Annotated in this window: 16 protein-coding genes; 9 read left to right on the top strand and 7 right to left on the bottom strand. The window is 56.7% G+C overall.

The genetic code is table 11. The features are described from left to right. Positions 1–71 precede the first annotated feature (71 nt). A complete protein-coding gene (locus tag C2E16_RS04430) occupies positions 72–956 on the bottom strand; it encodes a dihydrodipicolinate synthase family protein (RefSeq protein ID WP_084971608.1) in 885 nt (294 codons plus the stop codon). 2 nt (positions 957–958) lie between these two features. Further along, complete coding sequence (locus C2E16_RS04435; RefSeq protein ID WP_084971606.1) at positions 959–2,110, bottom strand: iron-containing alcohol dehydrogenase; 1,152 nt, start codon at positions 2,108–2,110, stop codon at positions 959–961. 256 nt (positions 2,111–2,366) lie between these two features. On the opposite strand from C2E16_RS04435, the gene dtnK reads away from it, so the two are divergent. Genes dtnK through C2E16_RS04450 form a run of 3 tightly spaced genes read left to right on the top strand, consistent with a single transcriptional unit; the run spans position 2,367 to position 5,385 of the window. Next, positions 2,367–3,632 (top strand): D-threonate kinase, encoded by a 1,266-nt coding sequence (dtnK, locus tag C2E16_RS04440; RefSeq protein WP_104951429.1) that lies wholly within the window; start codon positions 2,367–2,369, stop codon positions 3,630–3,632. A 16-nt stretch (positions 3,633–3,648) separates the two neighbouring features. Beyond that, the gene (locus tag C2E16_RS04445) at positions 3,649–4,605 is read left to right on the top strand and encodes a D-threonate 4-phosphate dehydrogenase (RefSeq protein ID WP_038630122.1); all 957 of its coding nucleotides are present in this window, start codon (positions 3,649–3,651) and stop codon (positions 4,603–4,605) included. A gap of 6 nt (positions 4,606–4,611) precedes the next feature. Continuing rightward, entirely contained in the window at positions 4,612–5,385 is a 774-nt protein-coding gene (locus C2E16_RS04450) for a DeoR/GlpR family DNA-binding transcription regulator (RefSeq protein ID WP_084970797.1), read from the top strand. 40 nt (positions 5,386–5,425) lie between these two features. On the opposite strand, the gene speD is transcribed toward C2E16_RS04450, so the two are convergent. The 3 genes from speD to C2E16_RS04465 all read right to left on the bottom strand — a co-directional run bounded on the left by speD (position 5,426) and on the right by C2E16_RS04465 (position 7,573). Beyond that, positions 5,426–6,235, bottom strand: a complete 810-nt coding sequence (gene speD, locus C2E16_RS04455) for an adenosylmethionine decarboxylase (protein WP_038628156.1) — start codon at positions 6,233–6,235, stop codon at positions 5,426–5,428. A gap of 13 nt (positions 6,236–6,248) precedes the next feature. After that, the gene (gene speE / locus C2E16_RS04460) at positions 6,249–7,121 is read right to left on the bottom strand and encodes a polyamine aminopropyltransferase (RefSeq protein ID WP_084970799.1); all 873 of its coding nucleotides are present in this window, start codon (positions 7,119–7,121) and stop codon (positions 6,249–6,251) included. A 104-nt stretch (positions 7,122–7,225) separates the two neighbouring features. Next, on the bottom strand, positions 7,226–7,573 hold the full coding sequence (locus tag C2E16_RS04465) for a YacC family pilotin-like protein (RefSeq protein ID WP_038628152.1): 348 nt from the start codon (positions 7,571–7,573) through the stop codon (positions 7,226–7,228). Between the two features lie 481 nt (positions 7,574–8,054). Here C2E16_RS04465 and C2E16_RS04470 point away from each other — a divergent pair, with 481 nt between their 5' ends. Then, positions 8,055–8,348, top strand: coding sequence for a hypothetical protein (locus C2E16_RS04470; RefSeq protein ID WP_133052086.1), 294 nt, complete (start codon positions 8,055–8,057; stop codon positions 8,346–8,348). A 248-nt stretch (positions 8,349–8,596) separates the two neighbouring features. Next, on the top strand, positions 8,597–10,171 hold the full coding sequence (cueO, locus tag C2E16_RS04475; RefSeq protein WP_084970801.1) for a multicopper oxidase CueO: 1,575 nt from the start codon (positions 8,597–8,599) through the stop codon (positions 10,169–10,171). A gap of 743 nt (positions 10,172–10,914) precedes the next feature. Here the strand turns inward: cueO and C2E16_RS04485 are convergent. After that, positions 10,915–12,198, bottom strand: a complete 1,284-nt coding sequence (locus tag C2E16_RS04485) for a cystathionine gamma-synthase family protein (protein ID WP_038628144.1) — start codon at positions 12,196–12,198, stop codon at positions 10,915–10,917. Positions 12,199–12,436: 238 nt separating this feature from the next. On the opposite strand from C2E16_RS04485, the gene hpt reads away from it, so the two are divergent. Further along, positions 12,437–12,973: a hypoxanthine phosphoribosyltransferase gene (gene hpt / locus C2E16_RS04490; RefSeq protein ID WP_038628142.1), complete on the top strand. Its 537-nt coding sequence runs from the start codon at positions 12,437–12,439 to the stop codon at positions 12,971–12,973. An 81-nt stretch (positions 12,974–13,054) separates the two neighbouring features. Here hpt and can read toward each other — a convergent pair whose 3' ends face one another. Further along, entirely contained in the window at positions 13,055–13,717 is a 663-nt protein-coding gene (can, locus tag C2E16_RS04495; protein WP_038628139.1) for a carbonate dehydratase, read from the bottom strand. 112 nt (positions 13,718–13,829) lie between these two features. Here can and C2E16_RS04500 point away from each other — a divergent pair, with 112 nt between their 5' ends. From C2E16_RS04500 to C2E16_RS04510, 3 genes are all read left to right on the top strand, one after another. Then, on the top strand, positions 13,830–14,756 hold the full coding sequence (locus C2E16_RS04500; RefSeq protein WP_038628137.1) for an ABC transporter ATP-binding protein: 927 nt from the start codon (positions 13,830–13,832) through the stop codon (positions 14,754–14,756). Then, entirely contained in the window at positions 14,753–15,523 is a 771-nt protein-coding gene (locus C2E16_RS04505) for an ABC transporter permease (protein ID WP_038628134.1), read from the top strand. The genes C2E16_RS04500 and C2E16_RS04505 overlap by 4 nt, the downstream gene beginning before the upstream one ends. Before the next feature lie 152 nt (positions 15,524–15,675). Beyond that, positions 15,676–16,218 (top strand): TetR/AcrR family transcriptional regulator, encoded by a 543-nt coding sequence (locus tag C2E16_RS04510; RefSeq protein ID WP_038628131.1) that lies wholly within the window; start codon positions 15,676–15,678, stop codon positions 16,216–16,218. Positions 16,219–16,241: the final 23 nt, after the last annotated feature.

A 16,241-nucleotide genomic window follows, 5' to 3' on the forward strand; every position in this document is an offset into this window, starting at 1 on the left:
CTCTCTCAGACGTAATGAACCCTGGGGCCGGGCAGCCCCTTCACGTAATCATGTGGACGTTATGTTTTTTGTTATTGCAGATACTGATTCACAATCTGGCGGATGCGCTGTTCCTCGTCGGCGCTGAATCGCACCGCGTAGCGGCTCTCGCCAACGTCTTGTCCCATTAGCGCCAGCGCTTTTTTCACCGCGGCCGGGGAAAAGGCGACGTTGTAAAGATCGGTACGCAGGCCGGTCACGTTCTCCTGCGCCTGTCGGGACGTCTCCAAATCACCCGCCTGGAAATGACGCCAGATGTCATTGATCGCCTGCGGCGCGACGTTCGCCAGGCCGGAGATGCAGGCGGAGCAGCCGTCGACAAAGCCCTGATGAATCAACGAATCGGGGCCGTTCAGCACGTTGAAATTTTCCACACCCTGCGTGGCCTGAAGAAATCCGCTCAGGCTGTCGTAACTGCCGGCGCTGTCTTTGATGCCGATGATGTTCGGATGCGCCGCCAGCGCGCGCACCGTCTCCGGTTGCAACGTATTGCCGGTGCGCGCCGGAATGTTATAGAGAAACAGCGGCGTCTCCAGCGCGTCCGCTACCTGACGATAATGGGTGATCAGCTCTTCCTGCTTCAGCGGCACAAACCAGGGCGTAATCGCCGAGACCGCATCCACACCGAGCCGCGCCACCTGTCTGCCGAGGCGAATAGTCTCACGCGTCGAGATTTCGCCAATGTGCGCCACCACCGGCGCACGGCCGGCCACCTCATCAACGCAGGTTTCCGTTACCGCCAGCTTCTCCCGCTCGTTCAGCACGAAAAATTCGCCGTTGGTGCCGCCGCAAAAAATGCCGTTGCCCGCCGACAGCTGACGGCGCACCTGCTGACGCTGGGCGGCAGGGTGAAACGCGCCCTGCGCGTCAAAAGTGGTGACGACGGCGGTCAGGACGCCCGTAATGTTCTGTTTCATGGTTACCTCTGCGTGGATGACGGAAACAGGGTCAGGTAGACACCCCGCACCAGATCGGTGTTAACCGCGGTCGGAACGTTCTTGATCAGGCGCTGCACCTCCAGCGCCGAGTTGACCAACGCTGGCAACAGATCGGCGCCAATGCCCAGTGCTTCCAGGCTGGCGGGCAGTTTCAGGCGCTGTACCAGCGCCGCGAAATAGTCCACCAGCGCGTGGGATTTCTCTTCATCGCTCAGCGTGGCGTCTGCGCCGGGCACCAGATCCCATACTTGCGCGAACTTCGTGACCGCAGCGGGGCGGATTACGCGCATGCAGGGCGCCAGCAGGATGGCGTTCGCCACACCGTGCGGCAGGTGATATTTGCCGCCTAATGGATAGGAAAGGGCATGCACCAGATGCGTGCCGGCGTGGGCGATGGCGGCGCCGCCGTACCAGGAGGCCCAAAGCATATCGAGGCGCGCCTGCAGGTTGTGCGGCTCGGCGACGCTGGTTTCCAGGCTGGCGAACAGCTTTTTCATGCCGATGAGCGCATAGTTGTCGCTGACCGGATTGGCGACCGTGGCGGTAAAGCATTCAATCAGGTGACACAGCGTATCGATGCCGGTAGAGGAGGCAATGTGCGGCGGCATGCTGGTGGTCAGTTCCGGCGCCAGCGCCACGTAATCGGGCAACATCACTGGCGAAATAATGCCGACCTTGGTCTCCTGTTCCGGGATCGCCAGAATCGCGTTGGGCGTCGCCTCGGAACCAGTGCCGGCGGTGGTGGGGATCAGCAGCGATGTCAGGCGCGCTTCAGGCTTCACGCCCGCCAGCAGCGCTTCCAGCGTCGGCGCGTCAGGACAGCAAAGCACTGACAGCAGCTTTGCCACATCCAATACGCTGCCGCCGCCGACGCCGATCACCATATCAATCCGCCTGTCTTCAATACCGCTCAGCAGGGCGCTGACGTCGTGCTGACTCGGCTCAGGCGGCACGCCGTCCAGAATCGTCAGCCGCTCCGTCTGGCGGCGTAACCTTTCGATCAGCGCCGCGACCGCAGGAATGGCGATGATGTTTTTATCGGTCACCAGCAGCAGGTTACGCCGGTTCTGGATCAGATAGCCGATATCGTTAAGCGCCTGAAAGCCGCTGATAAGGGTGCTGTTGATGTTCATGAGGTCTGCCTTTTCTCCTTGTCACGCCGGAATCGCTGAAGCAGTTGATTGTATTTCGTCATCTTTAAATACAAGCATTGCATGGCTGCCCAATTTTATAGGGTATATCGCTTTCGATTAATTTGAGGTTGCTCACATTTAATCAATCGTGATTGAATATAATCATGTTACGGTTTTGGTTAATCATGGCCTCTTGATAAGAAAGCAGGCCTGGCGGGCGCAGAGGCGAAAGCCAATGCAGTAGAAAGGAGTGGCTATGAAAATGGTCGTCATTGCTGATGACTTTACCGGCGCCAACGACACCGGCGTTCAGCTGGCGAAGAAGGGGGCGCACACCGAAGTGATGCTCTCTGCGCGACAGAAACCGTCGCGCCATGCTGACGTACTGGTGATCAATACCGAAAGCCGCGCCTTTGATGCGGCCACGGCGGCGCAGGCGGTCACGGAAGCGCTGACGCCGTGGCGTCAGGCGGATCTGCTGATCTACAAGAAAATCGACTCCACCTTTCGCGGCAATATCGGCGCAGAGATTGAGGCGGCGCTGCGGGCCAGCGGAAAACGGCTGGCGCTGGTCGCCGCCGCGATCCCTGGCGCAGGGCGCACCACCCTGAACGGCGAGTGTCTGGTGCATCAGACGCCGCTGGCGCAAACCGAATTTGCCAGCGATCCGCGCACGCCGATTGTCGCCTCGCGTATTAAAGAAATCCTGGCACAGCAGAGCCGCCTGCCGGTAACAGAGGTGACGCTCTCAACGGTGCGCAGCGGCGAGCTGTCGGCACTGTTGCGTCATTGCCAGCGGCAGGCGCCCGCCGCCGTGGTGGTGGCCGACGCGATTACCGAACGGGATCTGGCGCTGATCACGGACGCGGCGTTGGCGCTGGAGGAACCGCCGCTACTGGTGGGCGCCGCCGGGCTGGCCGCCGCGCTGCCCGCCAGCGCCTGCGTTGCTGCGCGGCAGAGCCTGCCCGTGCTGGCAATCGCCGGTTCGATGAGCGAGGCGACGAGGCGTCAGGTTGAGCTGGCGATCCGCAACCGGCGCGCGCAGGCGGTGGAGGTGGATGCGGCGTTGCTGCTGAACCATGACCGGCGCGATATCGACCGGCTGGCGCAACAGGCGAGCGCGCTGATCGCTGCCGGACAACACTGCATTTTACGTACCAGCCGCAGCATGAACGATCGTCATCAGATCGATGCGCTGTGCCAGCAGTTTCACTGCGGTCGCGCGGAGCTGGGCGAGCGGCTGAGCCAACTGCTCGGCGAGCTGACGCTGGCGATTATGGAACGCGCGCGCATTGGCGGCCTGTTTCTTACCGGCGGCGATATCGCCATTGCGGTGGCGCAGGCGCTGAATGCGCAGGGCTACCGTATTCAGCAGGAGGTGGCGCCCTGTATTCCATGCGGCCGTTTTATCAACAGCGAGCTTGATGATTTGCCGGTGATTACCAAAGCCGGCGGTTTTGGTTCTGAGAGTGCGCTCTGTGACGCGCTTTCGTTTATTGAGGAGATGTACCGTGACCACTAAGACCATTGCCGTAACCATGGGTGATCCCGCCGGTATCGGCCCGGAAATCATTATTAAAGCGCTTTCTGAAGGAGAGCTAAACGGCGCGCCAGCGGTTGTGGTGGGGTGCCTGGAAACATTCAGGCGCATCATGGCGCAGGGTAACCTTCCTCAGGTTGAGTTGCGCGAGATTGGCGCCGTTTCCCATGCGCGCTTTGCGCCGGGCACGATCAACGTGTTGGACGAACCGCTGGCGGATCCGGCGACGCTGACGCCGGGCAATGTCCAGGCGCAGGCGGGCGACCTGGCCTACCGTTGCGTACGGCGCGCGGCCGGTCTGGCGATGGCGGGCGAGGTGCAGGCGATTGCCACCGCGCCGCTGAATAAAGAGGCGCTCCACGCCGCCGGGCATCTCTATCCTGGTCATACCGAACTGCTGGCTAAACTGACCGACAGTAAAGATTACGCCATGGTGCTCTATACGGAGCGGCTAAAGGTCATTCACGTCACCACGCATATCGCGCTGCGCAAGTTTCTCGATACGCTGAACCAGCCGCGCGTTGAAACGGTGATCGGTATGGCGGACACTTTTTTACGCCGCGTCGGCTACAGCCATCCGCGCATCGCCGTTGCCGGCGTGAATCCGCACGCGGGTGAAAACGGGCTATTCGGCGACGAGGAGATCCGTATCGTCGGCCCGGCTATTGAGGCGATGAAGGCGCGCGGCGTTGACGCTTACGGCCCCTGTCCGCCAGATACGGTTTACCTGCAATGTTATGAAGGCCAGTACGATATGGTGGTGGCGATGTACCACGATCAGGGGCACATTCCGCTTAAGCTGTTGGGCTTTTACGACGGGGTCAATATCACCGCCGGACTACCGTTTATCCGTACCTCGGCGGACCACGGCACCGCATTTGATATTGCCTGGACAGGTAAAGCGAAGTCTGAGAGCATGGCGATCTCGATTCAACTTGCGATGCAACTTGCATAGGGAAAGATGAAAGGACAAAGTCGCCTCGACCAGATTATGGATTATTTGAAAGGCCATAATCTGGTTACTGTTGATCAACTGGTGACGGCCATTTCCGCCTCGCCCGCCACTATTCGCCGCGATCTGATCAAGCTGGATAAGGAAGGCGTTATCAGCCGGACGCATGGCGGCGTGACGCTGAACCGTTTTATTCCTGAACAGCCTACCACCTCAGAAAAGATCCAACGCAATCTGGCGGAGAAGCAGGCGATCGCCCACGAAGCCGCGAAGCTGGTAAAGGCCGGAGACGCGGTAGTGTTGGACGCCGGCACCACGATGTTGGAGCTGGCGCGCCAGCTAACCCATCTGCCGCTGCGCGTGATCACTGCCGATCTGCATATTGCGCTGTTCCTCTCTGGTTTTCGCCAGATTGAAGTGACGATTATCGGCGGACGCATCGATGATTCCAGCCAGTCCTGCATCGGCGAACACGGGCGCCGTCTGCTACGCACTATCCATCCCGATATCGCCTTCGTCAGCTGCAACTCCTGGAGCCTGGAGAAAGGGATTACCACGCCGACGGAAGAGAAAGCGGGGCTGAAGCAGGATCTGCTGATTAATGCGCGCCGTCGCGTGCTGCTGGCCGATAGCAGTAAATATGGTTCCTGGTCGCTGTTTTGCGTGACGCCGTTACAGGCGTTGACGGAAGTGATAACCGACGGGCGGCTGGATGAAGAGACGCAGGCGCAGCTGCGCCGGGAGAAGATAGAACTGACGCTGGCGCAGGCCCGCAGCGCATAATGAATCGGGGCGGCAGGAACCGCCCCGGCAAGGCAGGGCCTTACTGCGTTTTCAGGCCGACAGTGGGGATATTGCGGCCATAGTAGATTTCACGCATCTCTTTCCACAGCAGGTCGGTGATCCGCTTGTGTTCCTGCGGGGTCAGGTCTTCCGGCCGGGTATTAAAAAGGTAATGCTTGAGATCGAATTCTTTCAGCAACATCTTGGTGTGGAAGATGTTTTCCTGATAAACGTTCACGTCGACCATGTCATACATCGCTTTCATATCGTCCGACATAAAGTTCTGTATAGAGTTAATCTCGTGATCGATAAAGTGCTTCACGCCATTTACGTCGCGGGTAAAGCCGCGCACGCGGTAGTCGATGGTGACGATATCCGATTCCAGCTGGTGGATCAGGTAGTTCAACGCTTTCAGCGGTGAAATCACGCCACAGGTGGAAACTTCGATATCGGCGCGGAAGGTGCACAGCCCGCCTTCGGGATGGCTTTCCGGGTAGGTGTGGACGCAGATATGGCTTTTATCCAGGTGGGCGACCACCGAACCTGGCAGCGGGCCAGGATGCTCCGATTTATCGATATCCTTTGGATCGATCGGTTCTTCGCTGACCAGAATGGTTACGCTGGCGCCTTGCGGTTCATAATCCTGACGCGCAATGTTCAGCACGTTCGCGCCGATGATTGAGCAGGTCTCGGTCAGAATTTCAGTCAGACGATTGGCGTTGTACTGCTCATCGATATAAGCAATATAGCCGTCACGTTCAGCCTCACTGTTCGCATAGCAAATGTCGTAGATACAAAAACTCAGGCTTTTCGTCAGGTTGTTGAAGCCATGTAGTTTCAGCTTTTGCAATTTAGTTCACCCCTTATAAATGTCCGGTCGGCGCTGACAGCGCATTCAACAGATATTGCGGCAGAGCGAAGCTGCCCGTGTGGATCGCCGGATTGTAATACCGGCAGTTCAGGCCTGCGGACGCAAAACGCGCCTGCAACGTCGCGGCGTCAATCTGGCGCAGCGCCGGATTATCGCTGGCCCAGGCGAAGGTCATAATGCCGCCGTAATAGGTCGGGATCGCCGCCTGATAAAAGCTGACGTCGCTGAAATAATGACCCAGCTTGCGATGACTGGTGACCGCTTCATCCTGTTGCAGGAAGCAGACGCCATTCTGCGCCACAAAGATGCCATTTTCATTAAGGCAGCGTTTACAGCCTGCATAGAATTCCGAGGTAAACAGGCTTTCGCCCGGACCCACCGGATCGGTGCAGTCAGAGATGATCACGTCAAACTTTTCGTCGGTCTGATTAACGAAGTTAACCCCGTCGTCGATCACCAGACGGAAGCGCGGATCGTCGTAGGCGCCTGCGCTGTGGTTCGGCAGATACTGACGGCAGAATTCGACCACGCCTGCGTCGATTTCAACCATCGTGATCTGCTCCAGCCCGGCGTGACGGCTCACTTCACGCAGCATGCCGCCGTCGCCGCCGCCGATGATCAACACCTTTTTGGCGTTGCCATGGGCAAGCAGCGGCACATGCGTCAGCATTTCGTGATAGATGAATTCGTCGCGCTCGGTGGTCTGTACCACGCCGTCGAGGGCCATAACGCGCCCGAAAGCGGCGTTTTCAAAAATAACCAGATCCTGGTGCTCGGTTTTTTCACGGTAAAGCACCTTATCTACCGTGAAATATTGTCCGAAGCCGGCATGAAGGGTTTCATACCAAATTTCATTTTGGGCCATGGTGGGACTCTCCTCAGAATAGCCATGAAAATTGGGCGGCACATCATAGCTAACTCTGGCAGGGGATGCACGGTCAAATTAGCAGCAGGAAAGCCTCAGACGCGTTACTTCACATAGGCCAGCAGGCTGAGCGAGTCGCGCGCCAACGCCTTGCATTTCTTGTCGTTAGAGACGGCAATGCCACTGAGATCGCGATAGCTGTCTTCGCCCAACGCCTTCATGTTATAGCTGGCGTAGTTGGTCAAATCCCAGCGGTTCTGCTGCGCGAAAAACACCAGCGCCTTGCGGATTTGGGCATCAGGCAGGTCCTGATAGCCGCAGTCATTCTTGAGATAAACAAAGACAGCGGTCAGATCCGCCAGATCTTCCGCTTCCGATTCGCTAAGCGCAAAGCTGGTGGACGAGAAACCGAGCAGCCCCGACAGCAACAGGGCCTGAATGCCTTTCTTCATAATCATTCTCTTAAAATTGCAATAATCTGACGTTAGCACAGTTATGGACGGGCTTCAGGCCATTTTTACGCTTTGCCGCCGTTTGCGGTTAAAATCGTCGCATTCTGCGTCAGCACCAGGCCCATATCAAGCCGTTTCTTATCGGCGTCATAATGCTTGGCGGCAAAGGTCAGAATCGCAGGCGTTCGAGTCAGCAGGCACCCTGTGACAGGACCTGGAGCAGCGGGCGGGTAGCAGGCATAAATCGGCTCTGTTTTATGCCTTTTCGGTTAAGCACAGTGGTTAGCTTCGGATAGGCGGATAAAAATTATAAATCCTTTGATAATAATGGTTTATTTAAGCTGCTACGCTTATGACGACACACAATATAGTGATGAACAGACGAAAGATGCTTCTGATTTAACGAAGCGATATTCAATATCGCAGGATGATGAGCAGAACCAAATTATTGATAAGCCAGGTCGTCTTGCAGAAAAAATCTTTGAATAAAAGTGTAGTAAGAATATATGTCAGGATTCTTTGCGCCAAAGGTAAATATAAAGAAGCGATAAGATCGCCAGAAAATCTCAATAATGTTAAGCCGAATGTACCGCTATTGCTTCAGGAGTGCAGGTTAAAAGATCGCATCTTTCATCGCGATAAAAAGTGTTATAAGAGAGCGCTATTGCTGTCAGGGCAGAAAGGCCGTAAAGATCCAGACCATCTGATGGTGCTGTTTCTTTCGGACGATAAAACATTTGAAAGCAAAAGATTATTTACGCAAGCAGAAGGATAATCCGGCGCTCTCTTTTTTTGAAAAGGGTAAAAAGACGGTTTTAAAAGAACGTTATCCTGAATAATGCGGCAATGCCCTGTAACGCAGCCGATCGTCACTATGAGAACATGGAACGAATAAGCCTCTTTTCCGGTCGTTGCGGAAATCAGAGTGAAAGGTGGTTTCCCGCGGGCTAAAAACGTTAAGATTTATGACTGACGTGCAATTACTCCCGGGTTCCGCATGAACCCTGTTCAAAGGACGCCGACATGCAACGCCGCGACTTTCTTAAACTTACCGCCGCGCTGAGCGCAGCGGGCCTGTTTCCCTTTTACTCAGGCCGGACGCTGGCGCAGGGCCGCCCTGCGCTGCCGATTCCCGATCTGCTGACGCCCGATATTCACGGTTCGGTGCGCGTAATCGCCCAGCGCGGCATCAGCCGCTGGAACGGCAAGGCGGTTAACAGCTGGGGCTATAACGGCGCGCTGCTCGGGCCGGCGATTGAAATGACGCGCGGCAAAACCATCAATGTGGCGCTGGAAAATCGCCTGCCGCAGGCGACCACAGTTCACTGGCACGGGCTGGAAGTGCCGGGCGCGGTGGACGGCGGTCCGCAGGCGATTATCGAGCCTGGCGGCAAGCGCACAGTCGCCATCACGCCCGATCAGCCTGCGGCGACCTGCTGGTTTCATCCGCATCAGCATGGCGAGACCGGTTATCAGGTGGCGCAGGGGTTGGCCGGGCTGGTGGTGCTGCGCGACGATGAGTCAGAAAAGCTGCTGCTGCCGAAACGCTGGGGCGTGGACGATATTCCGGTCATTTTGCAGGATAAGCAGCTGACGCCCGATGGAACCGCGATTGATTATCAGTTGGACATAATGCGGGCGGCGGTTGGCTGGTTCGGCAACCTGATGCTGACCAACGGCGTGCCATCACCGCAGCATGCGGTGCCGCGCGGCTGGCTGCGTCTGAGGCTGTTGAACGGCTGCAACGCGCGTTCGCTGAACCTTACCGCCAGCGATCGGCGTCCGCTTTACATAATAGCCAGCGACGGCGGCCTGCTGGCGGAGCCGGTCAAAGTCGAAACCTTCATGATGCTGCCCGGCGAACGGTTTGAGGTGCTGGTGGACACCAGTGACGGCAAGGCGTTCGATCTGCAAACGCTGCCGGTGACGCAGATGGGAATGACGCTGGCGCCGTTTGATGCGCCGCTTTCGCTGCTGCATATTCTGCCGCTCCGGGTTATGGCGAGCGGCACGCTGCCGGATAGCCTGGCGACGCTGCCGCCGCTCCCGACCAGCGATAATCTGCCGCAGCGCTGGCTACAGCTCATGATGGACCCGCAGCTCGATCGGCTGGGCATGCAGGCGTTACAGCAGCGCTACGGCAGGCAGGCGATGGCGGGGCACGCGCCGCCATCGACGCCAGGTGCGTCCGCCGCGCCGTCTCACCATCATGATATGGGCGACATGAAGCACGTCGCCGCGTCTGGTTACGATTTCCGCAACGGCAATAAAATCAACGGACTTGCTTTCGATATGAATAAGCCGATGTTTGCCGTGAAACAGGGACAGCTGGAGAAATGGACCATTTCCGGCGAGGGCGACAGCATGCTGCATCCTTTCCATATTCATGGCGCGCAGTTCCGCATTCTTACTGAAAACGGCAAGCCGCCAGCGGCGCATCGTCAGGGATGGAAGGATACGGTGCATGTAGAAGGGTGGCGCAGCGAGGTGCTGGTGCGCTTCAACCATCTGGCCGACGCGCAGCATTCCTATATGGCGCACTGTCATCTGCTGGAACATGAAGACACCGGGATGATGCTGGGCTTTACCGTGGCGTAACAGCAAACTGGCTGATGTCTGCAGGCTGTATGAGCAGGCTAAAGCGCAAACCCTTTTTTTGACCGTCCTTTTAAATGTTTGATTTTAAATAGCAGACAGAGGAAAGGATAAAAAAGGGTTTGCATAGGAATTGTGGCGAAAGTCATTTATCGCTAGTGAGTTACGCTTTAATATCAACAGTTCACTGCCGTACAGGCAGCTTAGAAACGTCACGCCTCACACGTTCCGACACAGCTACGGTTCACTGCCGTACAGGCAGCTTAGAAAACTGGCCGACATTGCCAGCATGAACATCAAACGTTCACTGCCGTACAGGCAGCTTAGAAACGATGAAATACGTTGCACCGCTAACAAAAGATTCCAATAACAGAAGTCGATCGATATATTCTACACATTAACTTTATAGTCTTATCTACCACGTAGCCATTAAATAATTAAGGGACTAATTATGTTAAGTAAAAAAATTCGATATAGCTGGCTGGTCAGCTATTGCCTGGGGTTTTATATCATTAGCCATAACTCGCTGCGCATTGTGTCGCCGTGCGGCGTAGCCATCGATATGATTTCCGCACTGCTGATATTTTTAGGAATTAATAAAACCTGTTATTTATTATCGGACTTTTATAACTGGTATAAAGGTAATAACGTTAAAAGTAACAGTAAAGCGCAACAATAATTCATTCGCTATCTTAAAGCGTAAAAAGGGCGGGTCTGTACCAAACGCCGCCCCGTCAATAAATGCGTTACGCCTGTTCCAGCGCCAGCTTCAGGTCCTCAATTAAATCGTCGCTGTTCTCAATGCCGATCGACAGACGAATCGTTGCTTCAGTAATGCCGATACGCTGGCGCACCTCGGCAGGCACGCCGGAATGAGTGGTGCTGCCAGGATGGCTGGCGAGCGATTCCGTTCCGCCCAGGCTGACCGCCAGCTTAAACAGCTGTAGCGCGTTCAGGAAACGGAATGAGGCAGCCTGCCCGCCGCGAATATCAAAAGAAAAGGTCGAACCGGCGCCGCTGCTTTGCGCCTGGAAGGTTTTTCCGGCGGCGGAGTTGGCGTCCAGGAATGACAGATAGTGCAGCTTCTCCACCTTCTCGTGGCCGCGTAAAAAGTTGGCGACCGCCTCGGCGTTGCGGTTGGCTTTCTCCATACGCAGCGACAGCGTCTCCAGCGAGCGGCCCAGCATCCAGCTGGAGTGCGGATCAAGCTGGGTGCCGATCGCGCTGCGCAAGGCGCGCACCTGCGTCATCAGCGCTTTGCTGCCCATCGCCGCGCCGGCGATCAGATCGGAATGGCCGCCGACATATTTGGTCAGCGAGTAAAGAGAGATATCCGCGCCGTGCTCCAGCGGCCGCTGGAACAGCGGGCCGAGCAGCGTATTGTCGCAGGCGATAATCGGACGATGGCCCTGCTGCGCGGCGATTTTCTCCGCGACGCGCCGAATAAGCGCAATGTCTACCAGGCTGTTGGTCGGGTTAGCGGGCGTTTCAATCAGAATTACCGATACGCGTCCGGCGGCCAGCGCCTGGTCTGCCGCCTGCTGCACTTTCTCTTCATTCAGGCCGTCGCTGAAGCCGACCGCCGCGACGCCCAGGCGCAAAAAGGTTTTGCTCAGCAGGGTCTCGGTGCCGCCGTAGAGCGGCTGGGAGTGCAGAATAACATCGCCCGGTTTAACGAAGGCCAGCAGCGTCGTCGAAATGGCGGACATGCCGGAAGAGAACAGCACGCTGCTTTCGGCGCGCTCATAAACCGCCAGGCGATCTTCTACAATCTCGCTGTTGGGATGATTAAAGCGCGAATAAACCAGACCGCCGGACGCGCCCGCAGGCGGCTCGCGTCGGCCCGACACATAATCAAAGAAGTCGCGGCCATCTTCCGCGCTGTTGAACACGAACGTCGAGGTCAAAAACACCGGCGGCTTTACCGCGCCTTCCGACAGCGCGGGATCGTAGCCGTAATTCAGCATCTGGGTTTCCGGTTGCAGCGGGCGTTTACCGATATGGGTTTTTTTCGTATTGGCCTGTTTCATGGTTTCTCCTGGCAATCCGGCAACGAAATTGCGCTTACGCTACCACAACGGCTTATTAGCTGATAAATGACTTAACGTTCTAACTTTAAAACCAAAAGCATGATTAAATACGGTATTTTGGACGTTCAGCAGTCTGTATGTCTGTGAGGCGCCACACCATAACGCGGTCGCGCGGCGGTATTTGACCCGCAAATTATGATAGACTTCGCTGCTTTCGACAGATGACGAAGCTGAAGCTATGAAACACACCGTTGAAGTAATGATCTCCGAAGCGGAGATTCGCAATCGTATCGCCGAACTGGGCCAGCAGATCACCGAAGATTACCGCGACAGCGGCAGCGATATGGTGCTGGTGGGCCTGCTGCGCGGCTCCTTTATGTTTATGGCCGATCTGTGCCGCACCATCGATGTTTCGCATGAAGTCGATTTTATGACCGCCTCCAGCTACGGCAGCGGCATGTCGAGCAGCCGCGACGTGAAAATCCTCAAGGATCTGGATGAAGATATCCGCGGCAAGGATGTGCTGATCGTCGAGGACATCATCGATTCCGGCAATACCCTAAGCAAAGTGCGTGAAATCCTCAGCCTGCGCGAGCCGAAATCACTGGCGATCTGCACGCTGTTGGACAAGCCGTCGCGCCGCGAAGTCAACGTGAACGTCGAATATATCGGTTTTTCTATTCCTGATGAGTTTGTGGTCGGCTACGGCATCGACTACGCGCAGCGCTATCGCCATCTGCCCTATATCGGCAAAGTGGTGATGCTGGAAGAGTAAGGATGAACGATTGTGCTGTCAGGGACAGCACAATCGATTAAAGATAGCCGTTGCGTGACGGGCTATTATGCCGCTCGCTAATTAGCGATGGCTTTCAGGATGGTTGAGCAGGTTGGCAATGCCGTGACGGTAACGCTGTTCCAGCAGCTCGCGGCTGGTGGCGGTCACTTGCAGGTCGCGCAGGCAGCCGTCGTGGATGCCGTAAACCCAGCCGTGAATCGTCACTTTCTGCCCGCGTTTCCATGCCGACTGCAGAATCGTTGAGTGGCCCAGGTTGTAGACCTGCTCCATAACGTTGATTTCGCAAAGCTTATCAAAGCGTTTCTCTGGCGGCAGTTCGCCCAGTAACGAGCTATGCTTGTACCACAAATCGCGGATGTGCAGCAGCCAGTTGTTGATCAGCCCCAGTTCCGGGTTTTCAACCGCCGCCTGTACGCCGCCGCATCCGTAGTGTCCACAAATGATGATATGTTCCACTTCAAGCACTTCTACCGCGTATTGCACCACGGAGAGGCAGTTGAGGTCGGTATGGATCACGAGGTTTGCGACGTTACGATGGACAAACAGCTCGCCAGGCTCAAGGCCGGTTAAGCGTTCGGCAGGAACGCGGCTGTCGGAGCAGCCAATCCACAGAAAGCGGGGTTTTTGCGCCAGCGCGAGGCGCTCGAAAAAGCCGGGATCTTCCTCAACCAGTAATTTAGACCATTCGCGGTTGTTGCTGATGAGTGTATCAATATCTTTCATGATGGTTATCGTTCTGTAACAAGCAAAAATGCGTGGACGTACTATAGGACAACGTCTGACAATTTCAAACGGTAAAAATAACAGTTAACAAAACAGGGTAAGCAACTTCTCTATGACCTATGCACTGGAACTAGAAAAACTCACCAAGACCTACTCCGGCGGCGTTCAGGCGCTGAAAGGGGTCGATCTGGCGGTCGAGGCGGGCGATTTTTACGCGCTGCTGGGGCCGAACGGCGCGGGGAAATCGACCACCATCGGCATTATCAGTTCGCTGGTTAACAAAAGCGGCGGCCGGGTGCGCGTTTTCGGCTACGACCTGGAAAAAGATGTGGTCAACGCCAAACGCCAGCTGGGGCTGGTGCCGCAGGAATTCAACTTTAACCCGTTTGAAACCGTGCTGCAGATCGTGGTTAACCAGGCGGGCTACTACGGCGTTGAGCGCCGCGATGCGCTGAAGCGCGCGGAGAAATACCTTACCCAACTCGATCTCTGGAACAAACGCAATGAGCGCGCGCGTATGCTCTCCGGCGGCATGAAGCGCCGTCTGATGATCGCGCGCGCGCTGATGCATGAGCCGAAGCTGCTGATCCTCGACGAGCCGACCGCGGGCGTCGATATCGAGCTGCGCCGCTCTATGTGGACCTTCCTGAAAGAGCTGAACGCGCAGGGCACGACCATTATCCTGACCACCCACTATCTGGAAGAAGCGGAAATGCTGTGCCGCAATATCGGCATTATCCAGAGCGGCGAGCTGGTGGAAAACACCTCGATGAAAGGGCTGCTGGCGAAGCTGAAGTCGGAGACCTTTATCCTCGACCTGGCGGCGAAAAGCCCGCTGCCGCGCCTGGAAGGTTTCCAGTATCGGCTGGTGGATACCTCGACGCTGGAAGTAGAGGTGATGCGCGAGCAGGGGCTGAACAGCGTATTTAGCCAGCTCAGCGCGCAGGGCGTGCAGGTCTTGAGCATGCGTAACAAGGCGAATCGCCTGGAAGAGTTGTTTGTCAGTCTGGTGCAGGGAAAAACGGGAGGTCATGCATGACGCACTTATACTGGGTCGCGCTGAAAAGTATCTGGGCGAAAGAGATCAACCGTTTCGCCCGTATCTGGATTCAGACGCTGGTGCCGCCGGTAATCACCATGACGCTCTATTTTATTATCTTCGGCAACCTGATCGGCTCGCGTATCGGCGATATGCATGGCTTCAGCTATATGCAGTTTATCGTGCCGGGGCTGATTATGATGGCGGTGATCACCAACGCCTACGCCAACGTCGCGTCGTCTTTCTTCAGCGCCAAGTTTCAGCGCAACATAGAAGAGCTGCTGGTGGCGCCGGTGCCGACCCATATCGTGATTGCCGGCTACGTCGGCGGCGGCGTGGCGCGCGGCATCTGCGTGGGCATTCTGGTGACGGCGGTATCGCTGTTCTTTGTGCCGTTCCATGTGCACTCCTGGCTGATGGTGGCGGTGACGCTGCTGCTGACCGCGGTGATGTTCTCGCTGGCGGGCCTGCTGAACGCGGTCTTTGCGCGCACTTTTGACGACATCAGCCTGATCCCGACCTTTGTGCTGACGCCGCTGACCTACCTGGGCGGGGTGTTCTATTCACTGACGCTGCTGCCCCCGTTCTGGCAGGCGGTGTCCAAACTGAACCCGGTCGTCTATATGATCAGCGGTTTCCGCTACGGCTTCCTGGGCATCAACGACGTGCCGCTGGTGTTTACGCTGTCGGTGCTGGTCGCCTTTATCGTGGTGTTTTACATACTGGCCTGGACGCTGATCCAGCGCGGGCGCGGTCTGCGCACCTGATATCGACCTGCTGAACGCGCTCTACGGAGCGCGTTTTTTTTCGCCCATATTTTGCCGTCGCGCTGCGGTAAATCTGATAAAGCAATTGGGACATTTGTTCAGTTTCGCTCTTTGTGCCAGGCTGTTTCCTGAGGCAGAGAAGGACGAACAGAATGACAGAGAGAAGCTGGCGTCAGGACCCGCAGCGGCGCGAACGTATTGCCGAGGCGGCCCTGGAGGTGATTGTAAAATATGGCGTTGCGGGCACCACCTACCGTAAGGTGGCGGCCGAGGCGGCGGTGCCGCTCAGCGCGGTCAGCTACTATTTCAGTAGTCTGGAAGCGCTGCTTTTCGCCGCGTTTAACCAGCTTTCACAGCATATCTCCGATCAATTTTCCGCCCGCATCGCCCTGGCGCGCACGCAGCAGGATGCAGTCGATGCGGTGGTGGCAATCGTGTTTGGCGACGCCACCTCCTCTTCACGCACTTTACTGCTGAGCTATGAGCTTTACGGCTACGCCAGTCGCCGTCCTGAACTGAAGCCGATCATGCTGGGCTGGATGACGCGTAGCCGCAGCGCACTGGAGCAGTTCTTCTCGCCTACGGCGGCGGTGGCGATCGACGCTTTTATCGAGGGCATGATGATCCATCGTTCCGTCATGCCGGTGACGCCGGAACTGGTGGCCTGCGCCGTAAGGCGGCTGGCCGACCTGTAGCGTCGTCTTGTCTGAACAGATGA

It is taken from the genome of Mixta calida (assembly GCF_002953215.1).
In the GTDB taxonomy this organism is placed as follows: Bacteria; Pseudomonadota; Gammaproteobacteria; order Enterobacterales; family Enterobacteriaceae; genus Mixta; species Mixta calida.